An 18,076-nucleotide genomic window follows, 5' to 3' on the forward strand; every position below is an offset into this window, starting at 1 on the left:
CGCTTCGCTTTCGCACAGATAAAACCTTGTTGCTGTCGCTTCGCTTTCGCACAGATAAAACCTTGTTGCTGTCGCTTCGCTTTCGCACAGATAAATTGCCACAGGACGTGGCGTTCTTAGATTGAGTTCCTCTATTTCAGTGGATGTCTGCTGAAATAAGTTAATAGTTTTCTTATTTTAGTGCTCTCTTGTTCATCCAGGCAATCGTTTCTTCTAGCCCTACTCGATATGAAGTACGTGGTAAAGCGCCTATTTCCTTTTCGTATTTTTCCCCACTTAAAATGACTGGTTCTTCTGTTAAATACAATATTTCAACTACTTCTTTCATAGAAGGATTAAATAGTCCAATTAATCGGATCATGCCTTTAGAAACTGTACGAATACCTTTTTTGTAGCTTGTAATTTCACGTAAAATTTCCACTAGTTCTTCCCCTGCAATTGGATGAACGGCTGGCACGTTCCAATTCTGATTATATGTGTCGTTACGTAAAGCAAGCTCAACCATAGCCTTTGCGCCATCAACTGTATAAAGGAATTCCCTTTTCACCTGCATATTCCCTACAAAATTAGCTTTTTTATCTTGTGCTACATTTTTTAACGTTTCATAGAGTATTGTATTCTCTGCATTTGGGCCGTATAAATCCGGGAAATGTACAATTATCGAGGGTACATTACTGTTTATTAATTTATTTTCCATCGTTAAACGAATCTTCCCTTTTTTCGTCTGGGGTTCCTTTCTAGCTTGCTCTATTACAGGGTTTGTTGATTGTCTTCCATATGCATAAATATTATCTACTAGTGCAATCTTCGCTCCTCGCCTTTCTGCTATGTTAATCACCATGTCTACGCATCGCATATGGAGTTTTTCCCAATCTTGATACGGAAAACTAATAGCATGAAAAATAATATCCACACCATTTGAGGCCCTCATCAAATCCTGTTCATTAAATACATCACCCGAAATGATTTCTACATTTTTGTGATGCTGAAAAAGTGCAACTAACTTTTCTTTATTTCTAGCAAATGCCTTCACGTGTATATTGCGACTTACTAGTTCATTTACTAATGCAAATCCCATACCACCAGATGCTCCAATAACTAATGCTGTTTGCAAAATTAATTCCCTCCTCTATTAATTAACCACTGGTCAAATAACTATTAAATGAAAGCTCTAGATTTTTTAACTAGAGCTACTTTCACTATGTGTTAAAGCTTTGATAAGAAATTTTGCATGTATATCCACTGCTTCTTTCGCTTCCTCATAATTTTTTACATAATGACGATAATGTGTAACAAATCCATGAAGAGCAATGAATGTAGAATGTATATCTGAAATCAGCAGTTCTGTCATTGATAAGGACTGTACAGCTTGTGCAAATTTTTCATAACTAACGTTCGCTGCCTCTTGCGAAAGCCCATCAATTTCACGATCTCTCATGATAAACATTAATTCATACTGGCTTTGATGATTTAAACCAAACGCCATATAGCCTACAAAAACATTTAGTAGTTTAGTGTTATGATCTTCAGGACCGTTCATATTTTCATCTAGAGTATTATTTAGTTCAGAAAAATAGTCACTTAATATTGCATAAAATATTTCTGCTTTATTTTTAAAATGATAGTAAATAGCCCCATGACTACAACCAAGCTCTTTAGCAATACTACGCATTGATACTTGGTGAAAATCCTTCGTGATAAATTGCTTATGAGCCTCATTTATAATCATTTCTTTCGTCAAATCTTTTGTTGACGGCTTACGTGGCGACATATTATCCTCCTTATTGACCGGTGGTTAATAATAGTATATAGTTGTTTTCATTTTTTGGCAATAGTGACACTAACATGGAACAAAAAATGCAGGAGCTTAAAAAACAACCTCTTACTACTTCAGAGTAGGAGGTTGTTTCTAACGAATTTAAATTAGACCTTTTACAACTTTTGAAATAACAGCGCCTTCAGCCTGACCAGTTAACAAAGGTTTTGCAATTTTCATAGCGTCCCCCATGTTCATCCCTTTTACAATGCCAGCTGCCACAAGTTTTTCTGCAATTTCTTCTTCCGTTAATTGCTTCGGTAAAAATGATTTGAGAAGTGCTAATTTCGCTTCTTCTTTTTCAATTAAATCAGCTCGCCCTGCATTTTGAGCACCTTCTAACGCCTGATTTGTTTGCTTGACTTCACGATTTATAATAGCCATTTCCTCTTCAGATGATAAAGCTTCTCCCTTTTCCTTCTCAGCTAAATCTAGAGCGGATTTTAAAATTGATAATACGCCTTTTGCTAATACATTCTTTTCTCTCATTGCCTGTTTTAATTGTTCAAATACCTCAGTTTTTAACAATGTTTTCACTCCTTCATGACATTTATTATAACACAAAAAAATACCGTAACCTTAAGGGATACGGTAAACCAATTTAGGAAGTTATGTGGTGAGTTGAATGTGGGTTTAAGTTACTCATTGTGCTAGCACAGAGCCAATCCTGGAAGCAATTATGCCAAGATATACTTGCTACTATCTTACCTGTTTTAGCATAGATACTTCAGCTTTTGTCGTTAATAAATCCAGTGATAATATTTCAAATTTTGCATCTACAAGATCAATTTTTCGACTTAAATTTTGTTCAACTTTTTCTAACCTTGTTTCCACTGCTTCAATTTTTACATCTAATCTCTTTTCGGCCGCTTCAATCTGTTGCTGAAGATCTGATTTCATGTCTTGCATTTGCTTCGAAAGCTCTAAAATTGCTTGAAGAATCGTATGTTGGTTTACCTCTTGTTCCATTTTTGAATTCCTCCCCACTTTTATATTCATTCCATAATCTATTAACTTCACAGCATTAATCACATTTTCATAAATAAAAAAGGTAGAGTTACATTAGCAACTCTACCTGTCATTCTATCTATCATTTATTCCAAAGTCAAAATATTAATAGATGAAGTCAAGTATTCATCCGTTAATTTAATTGCAGGAGACCTTACAATCACTTTCAAATTGCCATTACCCAGGAAATGATACTAACTGCAATAGCAATATGTAATTTATTAGTCTCTACCATTTACCCAATATACAAAACCAATAACGGCTCCACCGATAATATTACCTAGTGTTACAGGTAATAAATTTGAAATGGCTCCAGCAAACGATACGAGTTCACCATGAGGTACTAAAAGAGCAAGTGAAAACAATGTCATATTTGCTATACAATGCTCAAATCCAATTGTAACAAAAGGGAAAATACAGCAGAAAATCATTACTAATTTTCCAATCTCCGTTTTTAATTTATAGGTACACCATACGGCCAAGCATACAAGCAAATTACATAAAATACCTCGACATAAAAGTTCAACGAAGCTACCACTCATCTTAGCTGTAGCCAGTTTTTCAATGTAAGCTGCTATGTCTCCACCTGCTAGCCCTGAGTAAAAAAATAATGCGGCTGCTAGAAGAGAACCAAAGAAGTTTCCTATGTAACTAAACGTCCAAATGCTCAACATCTCTAATGGTGATGATTTTTTTGATAGTGTACTAACCGTTAGCACTAGATTATCACCGGTAAATAAATTGGCCCCGGCCATCATGACCATACTAAGTGCCACACCAAATGCTAATCCTTGTACGATCTTCATACTCGGTACCCCAGCTGGACTTAATAAGCCTCCAATAGTAGTGATGAGCAAAATTCCAAATCCGATAAAAAGTCCACCAAAAATAGCTAACAATAAATAATTAGCAGGCTTTTGCTTCATCATGTTAATTTTTGTTTCAGCTGTTATACAAACTGAAGAAATTGTCTCTTTCATACTTTCATCTCCCAAACAACATCAAGCTAATTTTTAACGTTGATCTCAAGTAGTCATTCAGTCTCTACTCTAACCAACTTTTATACAAGGGTTCCATTTTAGCAAATATTATTCCAAAATATTATTAATTAGCAAATTTAAAGTAAATTCCTCCAAATTCACATATATTCATGCACTATTACTTTCTGAGAAGACATCAATTTGTGTTTTGGGCTACTCGCTTTTGCATAGAAGCATTGTCAATAATAATCCGTATTTCTCGTATTACTAAACCAAGAAAAAATTATTTTGTAGATTCGATTAATTATTTTTTTCTATTGCTACATTAAATACTTCTATTACTGATTTTATTGCTTATATGGATATATATTGATATGATTCCCTCAATCCCTACAAAACAAGTTTGTTAAGTAGGTTAAATTAAAGGGGTTGATTGGGATGGGTCAAATTGTAACTAATAAGATTAAACAATCTATTACAGAATTAATCGGACATACACCACTTTTAGCATTAAATCAGTATGTAAAAGAGCAACAGCTAGAAACCGAAATTATTGTAAAACTGGAGTATTTTAATCCTGCTAATAGTGTGAAAGACCGTGTTGCTAAAGCGATGATTGAGGATGCTGAAGCACGTGGTGTATTGACAAAGGATAAAACAATAATTGAAACAACTAGTGGCAATACTGGTATTGGTCTAGCAGCAATTGCGGCAGCAAAAGGCTATAAGCTTCGAATTTACATGCAGGATGGCGTAAGTGAAGAGCGTACAAAGGTAGTTAAGGCATACGGAACGGAGGTTGTACCATTTTCAGATGTCCCAGAAATGGTAGCTGCCTTTGAGGAAACTGATGGTGACTTTGTTGAAACGATTAAAGTATTTCGAGAAACAGTCGTTGAACAAGAAGAAAATGTTGTATTTTTAAATCAGCTTGATAATGATGCCAATCCAAATATTCATAAGTTAACAACTGGTCCTGAAGTCTGGGAGGATACAGACGGACAAATTGATATTTTTGTAGCAGCAATTGGCACAGGTGGTACGATCAGTGGTGCTGGTGCATATTTAAAATCTAAAAATCCAGATATTCAGATTATTGGTGTTGAGCCTGCTGTTAATTCCATTGCAACAGTTGATAATCCAGATATTATTGAAATCACAGGTGTTCACCGCTTCTCTGATGCTGACGAGGCTCGCGTACCATCGAATGTTCATTTAGAAATAATTGATGAAGTACTTGAGGTGGAAACTGCACAAGCTTATGAGGCGGCACGTGCTGTTGCGAAGTCAGATGGTCTATTAGTAGGTACTTCATCAGGTGCTGCTTTATTTGCAGCCACAGCCCTTGCAAAACGTCCAGAGAACAAAGGGAAACGGATTGTCGTTATCCTACCCGATACTGGTCTACGATATTTATCTACAGATTTATTTTAGAAACAAGCGCATCGAAGGATACGCAGTCGCTTAGACACCCTATAAAAAACGAAGGGTAAAATAAAATAAATTACCCTTCGTTCATATAACTTGTTAAAAAGATCTTTCCTTTTGAGGCTTTAGACGATTCAACGGCCGTTATCGCATTTTTAATGTCTAACAAATCATAATGAGAATCCACTGCCATCATTTTTAACTTACCACTATTAACTAGATCGATTAAGTTATGAAATGTACCTTGCCATCTTTCTATCGAGACTTGCTTGTTCCAATGACGTAAATGGAACATATTTGCCTTTACATTCGCCTCTTTAACGATTTTTTGCCAATTCACTTGTACACCTGATAAAAGACCAATAGCTAAAAAATTCCCTCCAGCTTTCAGACAGAAAGCAAGATCGTTGCCTGCTGTCCCCCCAATTGAATCAATAGCGGCATCAGCCCCATTGCCATTTGTTAGTTCCATTACTGTCTCATAGAGCGGTGCTACTGAAGTATCTATTACATAGGAAGCGCCAAGCTGAATTAAATCGTCAGTATGTCTATTATTTCTCGTAACCGCGATTAACTTGAACCCTAACAATTTTGCTAGCTGAGCAAATATGTGTCCAATTGCGGACCCGCAGGCATTCACTAATAAAACATCATTTGGCTGCAATTGTAATATGTCAGTACAAGTTACTCAAGCTGTCATTGGGTTGATATACATTTGCGCTGCGGTAAAATCATCAATTGAATCGGGAATGGGTACTGCGAATTCTGCGCTCGTTTTTACAATTTCCTGCCAAGTCCCTTCTCCTCGTAAAGGTAGAACACGTTTTCCGATAAGATTTTGAGAAACATACGGACCCACAGCTTCTACAATTCCGACCCCTTCATAGCCAGGAATAGTTGGTAAAGAAATTCGATGAGCATAACTCCCCCATATTGGTATTAAATCGGAAGGATTAATAGGTCGTGCCAACATTCGAACAAGGATTTCTTGTTCTTCAGGAGGTTTAATCGTCTTATTTTCAAACTTCAAAACCTCCCGAGGGCTTCCAAATTCATATAATTTAATGCTTTTTGCTTTCAAAAAATTAACTCCTTATGATTGATTAATAACATTTTTGCAACTACTCCAAAATGAAACCTTCAGAGGGCTTTCTTTATCCTCACCGATTATTAATTTTCACCAATCGAGATTTTATGAGCAGTTTTTCTCCCGCTTAATTTCTTTGCTATCGCGAATATTAAATATTCCCCTAATCACTTTTACTTTTTTTATTCAATGACAATTATAAGGAAATTTAATGGTCTGATGGTGTTTTTAAAGCTGTGAAATGGTAAATTCACCGTCTTCGGTCATACATAGTTGTAGGTTTTTATTAATTTCTATCTTAATAGGACTAACAATTGCTTTTTTGTTAGAAAAATACCAAACACGTTCACTTGGTCCTAAAAGTAAATTTGCTCCATCCTCATAATTCCCCATAAACGTGAGAGCATTTGAGCGAATTTCGTTATGATTCATTGGCGTTATACCGTATTCTTTTAAACTATCGGCTACTGAATAAATAGCATCCGTCGTTAAATTCATTTCGGCAATATTTAGTACACGCTCGGGTGAAAAAGACTCTACATCCTGTTTTGGATTTACTTCCTGTCTTGAAATGAGCTCAATAATATTTCCTTCTGGATCATAAAAATAACAAGAATGAGCCTTTAATTTATCAAAATATACTTCATCCTGTCCCTCTGAAAATAATAATTCTGCATATTCTTTTACCCAGTTTTTCGCTTGTTTAAATAAATTGCATGGAATATTTAACGCAAAATGATATTGCTTTTTAACTGAATACGGTATTTTTTCAAAAGTGATAATACTTTCGCCAACAGCTATATCAAAAAAATTATCTGCATTCTTTATTAATGTAAATCCTAAATAATTGCAGTAAAACTCCTTTATTTTATGTATATCATACACATATAGTTTCACCTTTGTAATCTTCATCGTAAAACATCTCCTTTGCAATTGTTAGCATTTACTATACTTACTAAAATAAATACATACCTCATGCAAAAGAATGAAAATTACTTTATAGTTGGATACGATCGCCCCTACTATTTGGTTGTGAAATGACTAAAAACTCTACCTCTTCCTCTGAATCATTACGCATCTGGTGCGGTTTAAGGGGCGGCACTTCAATTCCTTCATTCTTTTGTAACACAATTCGTTCTCCGCCGATATCCATTGTTGCTGTTCCAGATAGTACAAAGAAAAATTGTTGTGCATGATGGTGATAATGATTTACCTCTACTGTTTTAGCAGGCATACGCTCATGGATAATACTGAGATCATTATTCTTCACTAAATGCCAGCCATCACATTGTTCTCCCCATATATAATGTTCTGCATACTGTTTGCTAATTTTCAAAACTGATATCCCCTTCCTTTTATCTTGATTGTTATGGATATTTACCTAATATTTCTATAAAATATAAATAAGTATTTTAACTATCACGCAGTAAGGAGTGAGATTGTTGAATATCAAAAAACAATTGCTGGGCACTGCTCTCGGCTATATACTGGCATTATTAATTGCATACATCTTTTTCAATTATTTTTCCTGGTCGTTTACTCTAGGTTCTATTATAGGTATTTGTTTATTTGCTCTAATTTTAATGTTCATGAAAAGGAGATAAATCCCCTTTTCATAATGTATTTAATAATTTTTCGAACTTATTTGCACTCAGTATTTCATGTGTCATAAAATGACCATTGTAAAACAGTCCAAAGGTAGTCCATATGATAGGTGCATTCTGTGCTTCATCTTTCGTCCTTAGTTGATATGCATGAAAAGGAATGCCCCTTTTCTCTGCTAATTTTTTCAAATCATCTATAACGCCTACTGCAAACGGACATTGGGCAGTGAAGTATATCACAATACCATTATTATTAGATAAAGGATTTTTCACCTGCAGTTTAAAGGAAGGATCGTCGGCACAATCGTTAAATTTATAGACAGCTAGTTGAAAATAAGGTGCTGCTTGATCTACAATTTCAAATCCCAAATGTTCAAAAAAACGCTTATCACTTAGAAATGGAAGCTTTTTCTCCCCTATTATATGTACGATGCCATCCATTCCTTGCGCTAATGCATCTTCCTTACACTTTTCAAACAGTTGTCTAGCATGGTTTTGATTTTTGAATTTACCTGAAACCCATAGGCAATTAATATACATATAATTCGGTGCATCGATAGGAACCCAAGCTTGATTTGCCGGTAAATATTCAATAAACACTTTTGCCCGGTCGTTTAGACGATAAAAAACTAGCCCCTCATCCATACGGTTCATCAACCATTCTTTCTTTTCCTTTACCGCTTCCTCGTATTGCTTCGAACCGAGAGCGCAACATATATGCTCCTGTTCAATATTGTTTCTAGTAATTTGAATATAATCCACTTGACTAACCGCCTCTTTACTAACCCAATTTGGTACCACTATTTTATTATATCGAAGGTAGAAAATGGATAGCAATTCCTTTTCTTTTTTATTATCTATAATCTGGATTTCACGACAAAAAAGCGAACAATTGAAAATCTATATTGATATTTAATCCTAGGAATTAAACCACTTTAATTTCTTAAGTAAACTTATCGCATCTACACATAATATAGTCATTATTCTTCTCTCACTTTATTAGCATACGATTTTAACCCAAACACCTTAGCTAGTGCACTCATTTGGTTGTACGATTTTTATAAAAAAAGATGGTTATGTCTTTTTCCTTTATACAACTTTTTTTCACACTAGTTATTTAATCGGAGTTAGGAAAAAACGTTGCTATAGACCCACTCAAAGTTTACTTGGTATCATAGGTTTATATTTATCAGGAGGTGATTTCAGGTGAATTCATCAAAAATTGCATTTTTATCAGTTTTAAGTAATTCTACTGTGGTCATATTAAAAATTATCGTTGGATTGTTCACAGGATCAGTTGCAATTTTATCGGAGGCAATCCATTCACTTCTAGACTTACTCGCCTCTTTTATTGCCTTTCTCTCCGTACGAATTTCCAGTAAACCAGCGGATAAAGAGCACCCCTACGGACATGGAAAGGTTGAAAATATATCAGGGACAATTGAAACACTTTTAATTTTTGTTGCTGGAATTTGGATTATTTATGAATGTATTCATAAAATTATCACTCCTACACCAATCAAACTCCCAGTTCTAGGAATACTGGTCATGTTATTAGGCGCCTTAATTAATTTTTTTGTTTCAAGGATTGTTTATAGGACTGCAAAGAATACCAACTCCGTTGCCATGAAATCAAATGCACTACACCTACTTACAGATGTCTATACATCATTAGGTGTTGCCTTGAGTTTACTGATTGTCCATTTAACTGGTTGGTACATTTTAGATCCAATCATCGGAATAATATTAGCATGTTATATTATGATGGAAGCTTTCAAACTAATGAAAGAAACATTTCCTCCATTAATGGATGCCCGATTATCAAAGGAAGAGGAAGAACAAATTATTCAAATTATTGAATCATTTAAAGATGAATACATTGAGTATCACGATTTTCGAACTAGACGTTCTGGTGCGGAAGAATACATCGATTTCCATTTAGTCGTAGCATCAAATGAAAGCATTGAAACCGTTCATAATTTATGTGATCGTATTGAAGAAAAGATTAATACCCTATTTCATCAAGCCAATATTCTTATTCACTTAGAACCGGAGAATGAAAAAATAAATGAATGATTTGCAAATGCGAGGGCACTGAAAAAGTCCATATCTTCTCACATTGCGAGGTATTCAACGATTAAATCGTTGAATACCTCGCTTTTTTCATTTGGCACTGTGACTCTACTGTTGTTTTCCGAAGCATTCCGCTCGCTTTCCGCGGGCGAGCGCCGAGCCTCCTCCTACGCTTCGCTTCGTGCGGGGTCTCGTCTGTCTCGCTTTCCCGCAGGAGTCGAGCGATGCTTCTCCAAACAACGCAATGTATCATACTATTATTTTAGTCACGCTTTCCTTGTAAAGGATGAATTAGCTTACTGTAAGGGAGTCATTTCAGTCATTGAAAAGTAACCACAAATTGCACAAATACCGGCTGTCATTACAACAGATGAAAAAAGCGATGGGAAATATCTTCAAGAATTAATTGAAAAAAGCACACTAGCAGGTATGAAAATTATTACAGTTATTGGAGACGCAGCTTACTCTGAAAAGGCAAATATCGAATATGCTAAAGAAGAGAAAATCGCCCTTGTGGCAAAGTTGAATCCTATTCTTACACAAGGACCACGAAAAGAAGAAGACAAGTTTGAGTTTAATAAAGATGCTGGAATGTTTGTTTGTAAGGCCGGCCATCTCGCGACAAGAAAAGCATGTACGGGTAAAAAAGAACGAGTAAGAGTCAAAGTCAGACATATTATTTTGATATTGAAAAATGCAAAGTATGTTCAATGAGAGAGGGCTGTTATAAAGAAGGCGCAAAAAGTAAAACGTATTCTGTTACAATTAAGTCAGATACACATGCCGAACAAGAGGCATTTCAAAATACGGAAGCTTTTAAGCAATTAGCCGCAAATCGCTACAAAGTAGAAGCGAAGAATAGTGAATTAATAAACGGACACGGGTACGATACGGCATCGACAGCGGGTCTATTTGGCATGGAAATTCAAGGTGCTACAACGATATTCGCTGTCAATTTGAAACGGATATTAAAGCTACTAAACGAAAATGAATAAGGAATAGAGACAGAAATAAGGAACTTCCATCTAAAAAAAGTTGTAATTGTAATCACTTAATCCTCATTATGTCTTACAATTACAACTTATTCTTTTATACTAAATATTAATTACCAATTAGTATTCTAATAATTTTGTACTGAATATATATGATGAATTTTATTAAAAATAAACAACTCCTTCTCCATCGTAAAACCATTTTTTTCAGCCACACGAATTGATGGTTCATTTTTAGGATCAATAATACTTATTAATTTTTCTTGTCCTAACTGTAAAAATCCATACTCTACACAACCTTTAGCCGCTTCAGTTGCATATCCTTTAGACCAATGTTTTTTATGAATATGGTAGCCTACTTCCACTTCAGTTTTTCCATCAACTATTTGTTTAACGAGTCCACAATCTCCAATTAATTCATTCGACTCTTTTAAACATACAGCCCATAAACCATAACCATCTTCTCGATATCTTTGTTTATTTTTCTCAACCCAGTTTTTTGTTTGTTCGAAATTAAATGGTGATGGATAATATTTCATTGTTTCAGCATCTGAAAAAATTGAGTAAAGTATAGAAATATCTTCATCATTAAATTCTCGTAATTCTAACCTTTCTGTCTCCATAATTATCAATATAGTCCCCTCCTTAAATATGTAAATTATTTCCCCCTATTCTAAGTTTAGAAGAATCATCACTAGACTTGCAAGAATATATATTTCTTCTAATTTGTATGTGCAATTAACAATATTTTTAAGGTTTATGTAAGGATTACGTAAAAAGGATGTAATTTCAAAAATCTATGCTAATATATAGGAGTTTAAAAATAATACGATCAATACTATATAGGCGAGGTGTAGGGTTTTTATGTATTTTGGGATTATTCCGCTTATCCTATTTTTTATTTTTTTGTATTCTTACTTGAAAGATCCCAGAAAGATTGTAAATGGCTTTTTATTTAATATTTTTTTCTGTTCATTTCTTTTATTTTGTACGATTATTTCATTAGCATCTGAAAACAATACTATAAAGCTTTTAGTTATTATTCCTTTAATAGCACTTTTCTTTATTATACCTTTTGGAATTGTAACTTTAATGTTCGGTCTATTTCTTAACGCAAGAATTTTAATGAAAAGAGAAGGAAGACGCTTAGCAAATTCCTTAACTTTAATTGTAGCTATTATTATTTTATTATTTATTGTCATGCCTATTATTAGTCCATCCAGTTTGTTATCTAATATATTTCAACCTATGTTTGGTGGAATATCGCTTATAATGTTTTATTTCTTGATTCATTTATCAAACTTTCTATCTGCATATTTCCTCTATCAGTTTAATAAACCAAAGTATAACCAAGATTTTATCATCGTACTAGGCAGTGGTTTAATTAACGATAAAGTACCACCACTTCTTGCCAGTAGAATTAATAAAGCTATTGATTTTTATCAGAAACAAGCAACGGTTACCACACCACCATCAATTATTTTCTCTGGAGGACAAGGTCCCGATGAAAATCTGCCTGAAGCGGAAGCGATGCAGAAATACGCTGTTGAAAAAGGCATTCCTCTTGAGCATACTATGCAAGAAAATCGTTCTGTAAACACCTATCAAAATATGTTATTTTCGAAACAAGTTATGGATACGTTAAAACCAGATGGTAAATACAACAGCATCTTTACAACAAATAATTTCCATCTTTTCCGTGCCGGTCTATACGCTAGACAAGCTGGTCTGAATAGCCAAGGTATCGGTTCAAAAACAGCATTTTATTATTGGCCCAACGCAATGGTTCGTGAATATGTTGCAATTGTTGTAATGGGGCGAAAAAGACATATGAAAGTTGTTGGGACAATCCTCGGAATTTCTCTACTCCTTTCTTTATTTGGCTTATTATTCTTATAGTTTGATGAAAAAAATAATCAACAAAAGGGTACTGAATCAAAAAATTATTCTAGTACCCTTTTATTAGTTGTTAGTATTCTTCCCCTGTAGCCAAACACGCAATACACTCGTTCATGACACCTATTTTAAATGCGAAGACGAAACTTAATTTTGATAATTTAAAGCGGCTTCGACAAATCGGATAGACAAAATGAGTTGTTTTCGTTTAACTGTCAGCATATTTATAAATAAATTTCTCATAAAACATACATTGAAAAGATGCTTAGTGGTGTTTAACCAAATTTATTGAGGGAGGGACAGTGAATGCACCTACAAAGTAAATCGTCTTGGTTACTTGCATTATTAACTCTAGTAGCGGTTATTTCAGTGTTTTATTTGTTGGATTCACCAAAACAATCCAAAGAGGATATTATCTTGTCTGTAGATGCAGATCAAAAAGCTGCAATACAGACTGTTACGAAGGAAGTATCTTCTTCTAGCCCTTTATTTGAAGAAACACGCCTACAAGTTAATAACGAAAGAAATCAACTTCGCCAAAAGTTAACGCAAAAAATAACGTCAAATGAGTATTTTGTTGAGGATCAAAATACAGCGTCTATGGAAATCGATACTCTCAATAAGGAAGAATCTACAGAGGCAATACTTGAGATGCAAATTAAATCATTAGGCTTTCCCGATGCTTTAGTAAGAATAGAAGGAGAAAACATTTCCGTAACAGTGGTGGCAAATAAATTATCAAAATCTCGAGCAAATGAGATTATTTATCTGGTTAAAAAAGAATGCGAGGATGCAAATGTGCAAGTAAAATTCGGTGCAAACAATTATTGAAAAATAGAAAAAAGGGGTCTTCATTTATTTACGAAAAACAGCGTCACGAAGGATTTTTTAGTGGAAATACCGTTCTACCACCATCTGTGGAGAGCTTTGTAACGCTTCTCTTAAGTACATAAGAACCCCACTGCTTTAGCTGTGGGAGTAGTCAGTTCAATCCTAAGTGACCTTTTTTATTGTCTTATCCCACAAAAATATTACTAACTTGATTAATTTTTAATGCCTATTGTTGAATGGATGAATACCCCACTCCTTCTCAACAGCCTACATATTATATATTGTAGGAAGGAGGATTTTTTTATGGGATACTATGGAAACGCAGGTAATTTTAATTGTGGCTGTTATGGTGGCTATAGCCGTGGCCACGGTTCATCATTTACGCTGATTGTTGTTCTATTCATTCTTCTAATTATTATCGGCGCTACTTTCTTAAATAATGAAAACTGTTAGCATATCAATACAAAACTATCAGTCTTTCTCACCTCTTTAAAGGGTCGCTTCTTGCCTAGTGACCCTTTAATCGTTTCTTCCCTCATATTGTGCAGTTACTTTTTATCATCTATTGCATTAACATACGATGTTTACATGACCATTGCTGGCGTTCGGCTGTCGAATTACATTAATCTACAATCGATTCTGTTCGTGGAGGGTCTTTCTCATACGAGGATATTCAAGGATCGGATCATGGGTAATAATAAATTACTGAATCATGTAAATCATTAAAATATATGAAAAAGGACACTTCCTATACTTAGGAAAAGCGTCCTATAATTGAATAACGATAGTAATTTACTATCAATAATCTTAATAGATTTTGCTAGCTTGAATTAAATCTGTTTTTCGAACCTTTTAAGAGCCTCAGACATTCTGTAAATAATCTCTTCAACCTGTTGGCTTGTAATAATAAGAGGTGGAGCAAGAGCAACCGTATTTGTTCCCTTCCAATCGAAGTAACGCAATTGCAGCCCTAAGTCCATGCATATATCTGTATACAGAGCTGCGGCATGTACCGACGGATCAAATGGGATGCCTTTTTCAGGATCTTTAACTAGCTCAATACCGGCAAGTAGACCGAGACCTCTTACATTCGTTATATGTTTATGATTGCTTTCGAGATACTTAAGTCCTTTTAATAATTCTTCACCACGAAGTCTACTATTCTCAACAATTTGATCTCTTTCTAATATCTCAAGTGTCTTCAAGCCAACCGCACAAGCCATTGGATGTCCACTATATGTGAATCCATGGAACATCATTTCATCTGATTGAATAAATGCTTCTCTTACATGCTCTCTCATAATTACGGCACCCAAGTGAGCGTAGCCACTTGAGATTCCTTTTGCAACACATAGAAGGTCCGGAACAATGTTCCAATTATCAACACCAAAGGTCTTTCCGGTTCTTCCAAACCCACAAATCACCTCATCTGCAATAAGCAAAATGTTGTGTTCGTCGCAAAGTTTGCGAACAGCTTGAAGGTATCCGTCAGGAGGAAATCTTACCCCGCCTGCGCCTTGGATTGGCTCCAGAATGACAGCAGCTATGGTGTCGGATCCTTCTGATTCAATCATTCCACGAATAGAACGCGAGTAATTTGGATCACTTTTGTCACCAAGTTCTGCATTCAAAACATGTGCTGCAGCTGTAAGGAAGTTCGGAGCATTGGAAGTCGTAAATTTGTTGAATCCCTCGATTCCGGTAGCACTTGTGGCTCCTACTGTAACTCCATGGAATGATTGTTCAAGAGAAATAATTTTAGTTTTCTCTGGCTGACCTTTTACTTTCCAATAAAAACGGGCTAGTTTAAACGCAGTATCATTAGATTCCGAGCCTCCCGATGTGAAGAAGCAAACATTCAAATCACCAGGTGCTAATGAAGCCACTTTCTGTGCTAAAAGGATAGCGGGCTCATTGGATTGTCCGCTGAATGAAGAGCTGTAAGAAAGTTTTAACATCTGCTGTTTTGCTACCTCAGCAAGCTCTTCATTCCCATAGCCAAGGTTTACATTCCAAAGCATCGAAACCCCATCAATACGCTCTTTCCCCTCTATGTCTTTCAGATAAATTCCTTTGCCTTCTGTAAAGATTGTTGAAGGCCCTGATAAATAATGAGCTCTTGGTGGTGTCGTTGGATGCAAATAATGTTTTTTATCCAGTTCTGATAATTCCAATTTGCTTAGGTTATTTCGCTTTGCAACGTATTGCATATTTTATTCCTCCTTTAATAGACAAATATAATTAAGCATTCCTAGCTATTTAATAATTAATTTTCGATTTATGAAATTACCCTTTCACACTCTATCAGGCTCTCAATAAGGGTATATAAATAGCCATGAGCTTCGGCTACAGCTTTATATGTCACAAATCCTCCAATAACGTTAATTCCTTTAGCTAATGCCAGAGAAGCTTGTCTAAATCCTTGATTTGCAGTTTTCACACCATATGGGATTGTCACATTCGTTAGCGCATTTAACTAACATTCTGCCCTTCTATATCTGTTAAGAGTTTCTTGGATTCTTTTGAATACAGGGATCGAATCGCTAAATAACACACACCAATTCCCATCCAGGTAAATCCAACTATTTTTCCAGCTGTTGAAAGCCCCCACAAGATATAAAGACAAACCAACGTTCCAATTAATGGAATAATCAAATATTTAACGATATTTTTTTGCTTATTTTTTAAATAGTAGTGTTTAATTACACAAATATTCACGAAAGCAAATCCTAATAATCCACCAAATGCAACTAAATCTGATACAATTTGTAGATTCAGAGATATTGCACCAATCATTCCAATTATTGACATTAATAAAATATTATTAATTGGTGTTTTATACTTTGGATGGATATAGCTAAAAAATTTTTGAGGGATGACATTGTCACGTCCCATCCCCAAGAGCAGACGACTTGAAGCTGCTTGGCTCGCTAAGGCGCTTGCAATTCCAGATGCGATAATCGTAAGTGTAATATAAGTCTGGAGGAACCCGCCCCCTATCGTCTCTAAAACGTTGAAGAAGGCTGTGTCGGGATTATCAATAGTTAAATAGTTCCCTACAAGAATCACTGCTAAATAAGTTACGGAAACATAAAATACTGTTTGAATGATACAGGTAAACAAAATGGCCAAACCAATTTTATTCCCCCCTACGTTCGTCTCTTCAGCCAAGGTTGTAATAGCATCAAAACCTAGGTAAGCGACAATAACAATAGCTGCCCCGCCAATAACTGCTCCTATTGAAAATGAATCACCATCATAAATTGCCTTATAGTTTATTAAAGTTAAATCCCCCGTTATAATATAGTGACTTGCGCTGAAAACGAAGGCAATCACCGCGATAATCATGAGGAGCACTAAAACTAAATTCAACTTAGCCGCTATATCAATTCCAATTATATTTATAATCGTGATTGGGATAGCGAAAATGAGAACCCAACCCCAAACTGGAATGCTTGGTACAAGGGCGTTTGCAAAACTTGCACTGATCAAAAAAGTTAGCATCGGTATTAACAGATAATCAAGGAGCATTCCCCATCCAGCTATAAATCCTATTTTAGGGTGTAGCGCTTTATGGGCGTAGGTATAGGTTGAACCCGCAACTGGGTAAGCTTCAACCATTTTACCGAAACTGTACGCCGTAAATAACATTGCAACAAAACCAAGAACATATGAGAGGACAGAATGGCCCTGAGATACCAATGTGATAATTCCAAACATTGACATCGCTGCAACTGGTGCCATAAAGCCAAGACCAAAAATAACTAAATCTCGCATCTTTAAACTTCTTTTTAGACTTTGCCCATCTGATAAAATTTGAATGTTCCCTATTGATTTTTGTGTTTCTATAATCCCTACCCCCATTGGCGTTATTATAATTTTGTTATTTATACAAAACGTTACCCTCCATACCAATTCAAAACTTTTTCATTCAAGTCAACCCAGGCAAGCTTTGTCTAACTGTACTTCAGGCCTCGAATAAGACAGAATTCACTTTTCAGTTCTGGGATTAATAAACGAAAATGTTCTGCCTAACACGGCCTCAACCCAGTTACAACTAATAAACAGTTAGTATTTCGTCATTCATCTGACTCCCCTCTTTGATTTTGTTGATTGCCCATTTTTCCTTAGAACTGTAGTAGGAAAATAAGCATTCTTTATATTAATTACAGATTATCAGATTAAGATAATTTGATATTGTAAAAATCGGAACATTCTAAATTTTCACCCAAGGATTCTTCAAGTATGCGCATGCCGGGTGCACTTAAAAAGAGGCTGGGACATAACTAGCTTCAATTAGTGAGAAATCCGAATTTGAATGAATTCAAATTCGGATTTCTCTATTTTTTATGTTGTCTCCA

Annotated in this window: 16 protein-coding genes and 2 pseudogenes; 6 read left to right on the forward strand and 12 right to left on the reverse strand. The window is 35.2% G+C overall.

Translation table 11 applies throughout. The features are described from left to right. Positions 1-172 precede the first annotated feature (172 nt). The 5 genes from ACQKOG_RS26410 to ACQKOG_RS26430 all read right to left on the reverse strand — a co-directional run bounded on the left by ACQKOG_RS26410 (position 173) and on the right by ACQKOG_RS26430 (position 3,804). Positions 173-1,114, reverse strand: a complete 942-nt coding sequence (locus ACQKOG_RS26410; protein ID WP_427448555.1) for an SDR family NAD(P)-dependent oxidoreductase — start codon at positions 1,112-1,114, stop codon at positions 173-175. Positions 1,115-1,180: 66 nt separating this feature from the next. Beyond that, positions 1,181-1,771, reverse strand: a complete 591-nt coding sequence (locus tag ACQKOG_RS26415; RefSeq protein ID WP_370079469.1) for a TetR/AcrR family transcriptional regulator — start codon at positions 1,769-1,771, stop codon at positions 1,181-1,183. A gap of 147 nt (positions 1,772-1,918) precedes the next feature. Next, complete coding sequence (locus ACQKOG_RS26420) at positions 1,919-2,344, reverse strand: GatB/YqeY domain-containing protein (protein ID WP_370079470.1); 426 nt, start codon at positions 2,342-2,344, stop codon at positions 1,919-1,921. A gap of 171 nt (positions 2,345-2,515) precedes the next feature. After that, positions 2,516-2,785, reverse strand: a complete 270-nt coding sequence (locus ACQKOG_RS26425; protein WP_370079471.1) for a hypothetical protein — start codon at positions 2,783-2,785, stop codon at positions 2,516-2,518. Positions 2,786-3,045: 260 nt separating this feature from the next. Next, positions 3,046-3,804: a formate/nitrite transporter family protein gene (locus ACQKOG_RS26430; protein ID WP_370079472.1), complete on the reverse strand. Its 759-nt coding sequence runs from the start codon at positions 3,802-3,804 to the stop codon at positions 3,046-3,048. A gap of 438 nt (positions 3,805-4,242) precedes the next feature. On the opposite strand from ACQKOG_RS26430, the gene ACQKOG_RS26435 reads away from it, so the two are divergent. Beyond that, a complete protein-coding gene (locus ACQKOG_RS26435) occupies positions 4,243-5,238 on the forward strand; it encodes a PLP-dependent cysteine synthase family protein (protein WP_370079473.1) in 996 nt (331 codons plus the stop codon). Positions 5,239-5,308: 70 nt separating this feature from the next. Here ACQKOG_RS26435 and ACQKOG_RS26440 read toward each other — a convergent pair. From ACQKOG_RS26440 to ACQKOG_RS26455, 4 genes and pseudogenes are all read right to left on the reverse strand, one after another. Continuing rightward, positions 5,309-6,313 (reverse strand): annotated as a pseudogene (locus ACQKOG_RS26440) (zinc-dependent alcohol dehydrogenase family protein). Between the two features lie 234 nt (positions 6,314-6,547). Continuing rightward, positions 6,548-7,231 (reverse strand): VOC family protein, encoded by a 684-nt coding sequence (locus tag ACQKOG_RS26445; protein ID WP_370079475.1) that lies wholly within the window; start codon positions 7,229-7,231, stop codon positions 6,548-6,550. A gap of 85 nt (positions 7,232-7,316) precedes the next feature. Then, positions 7,317-7,655: a cupin domain-containing protein gene (locus ACQKOG_RS26450; RefSeq protein ID WP_370079476.1), complete on the reverse strand. Its 339-nt coding sequence runs from the start codon at positions 7,653-7,655 to the stop codon at positions 7,317-7,319. Between the two features lie 277 nt (positions 7,656-7,932). Then, the gene (locus ACQKOG_RS26455) at positions 7,933-8,685 is read right to left on the reverse strand and encodes a GNAT family N-acetyltransferase (RefSeq protein ID WP_370079477.1); all 753 of its coding nucleotides are present in this window, start codon (positions 8,683-8,685) and stop codon (positions 7,933-7,935) included. A 444-nt stretch (positions 8,686-9,129) separates the two neighbouring features. Here ACQKOG_RS26455 and ACQKOG_RS26460 point away from each other — a divergent pair, with 444 nt between their 5' ends. Next, a complete protein-coding gene (locus ACQKOG_RS26460) occupies positions 9,130-9,999 on the forward strand; it encodes a cation diffusion facilitator family transporter (RefSeq protein ID WP_370079478.1) in 870 nt (289 codons plus the stop codon). Positions 10,000-10,350: 351 nt separating this feature from the next. Beyond that, positions 10,351-10,991, forward strand: a pseudogene (locus tag ACQKOG_RS26465) (transposase); the annotation flags it as partial. A gap of 125 nt (positions 10,992-11,116) precedes the next feature. Here the strand turns inward: ACQKOG_RS26465 and ACQKOG_RS26470 are convergent. Next, positions 11,117-11,611, reverse strand: coding sequence for a GNAT family N-acetyltransferase (locus ACQKOG_RS26470; protein WP_427448557.1), 495 nt, complete (start codon positions 11,609-11,611; stop codon positions 11,117-11,119). Positions 11,612-11,852: 241 nt separating this feature from the next. Here ACQKOG_RS26470 and ACQKOG_RS26475 point away from each other — a divergent pair, with 241 nt between their 5' ends. The 3 genes from ACQKOG_RS26475 to ACQKOG_RS26485 all read left to right on the forward strand — a co-directional run bounded on the left by ACQKOG_RS26475 (position 11,853) and on the right by ACQKOG_RS26485 (position 14,168). After that, positions 11,853-12,887, forward strand: a complete 1,035-nt coding sequence (locus ACQKOG_RS26475) for an ElyC/SanA/YdcF family protein (RefSeq protein ID WP_370079479.1) — start codon at positions 11,853-11,855, stop codon at positions 12,885-12,887. A gap of 303 nt (positions 12,888-13,190) precedes the next feature. Next, on the forward strand, positions 13,191-13,715 hold the full coding sequence (locus tag ACQKOG_RS26480; protein ID WP_370079480.1) for a SpoIIIAH-like family protein: 525 nt from the start codon (positions 13,191-13,193) through the stop codon (positions 13,713-13,715). A gap of 303 nt (positions 13,716-14,018) precedes the next feature. Then, positions 14,019-14,168, forward strand: a complete 150-nt coding sequence (locus ACQKOG_RS26485; protein ID WP_370079481.1) for a YjcZ family sporulation protein — start codon at positions 14,019-14,021, stop codon at positions 14,166-14,168. Positions 14,169-14,545: 377 nt separating this feature from the next. On the opposite strand, the gene ACQKOG_RS26490 is transcribed toward ACQKOG_RS26485, so the two are convergent. Beyond that, positions 14,546-15,925, reverse strand: a complete 1,380-nt coding sequence (locus ACQKOG_RS26490) for an aspartate aminotransferase family protein (protein ID WP_370079482.1) — start codon at positions 15,923-15,925, stop codon at positions 14,546-14,548. Between the two features lie 262 nt (positions 15,926-16,187). Next, a complete protein-coding gene (locus ACQKOG_RS26495) occupies positions 16,188-17,492 on the reverse strand; it encodes an APC family permease (protein ID WP_427448556.1) in 1,305 nt (434 codons plus the stop codon). Between the last annotated feature and the right edge of the window lie 584 nt (positions 17,493-18,076).

Origin of the sequence: Lysinibacillus sp. NPDC093216, from assembly GCF_050280325.1 — a bacterium.
Lineage (GTDB): Bacteria > Bacillota > Bacilli > Bacillales_A > Planococcaceae > Lysinibacillus.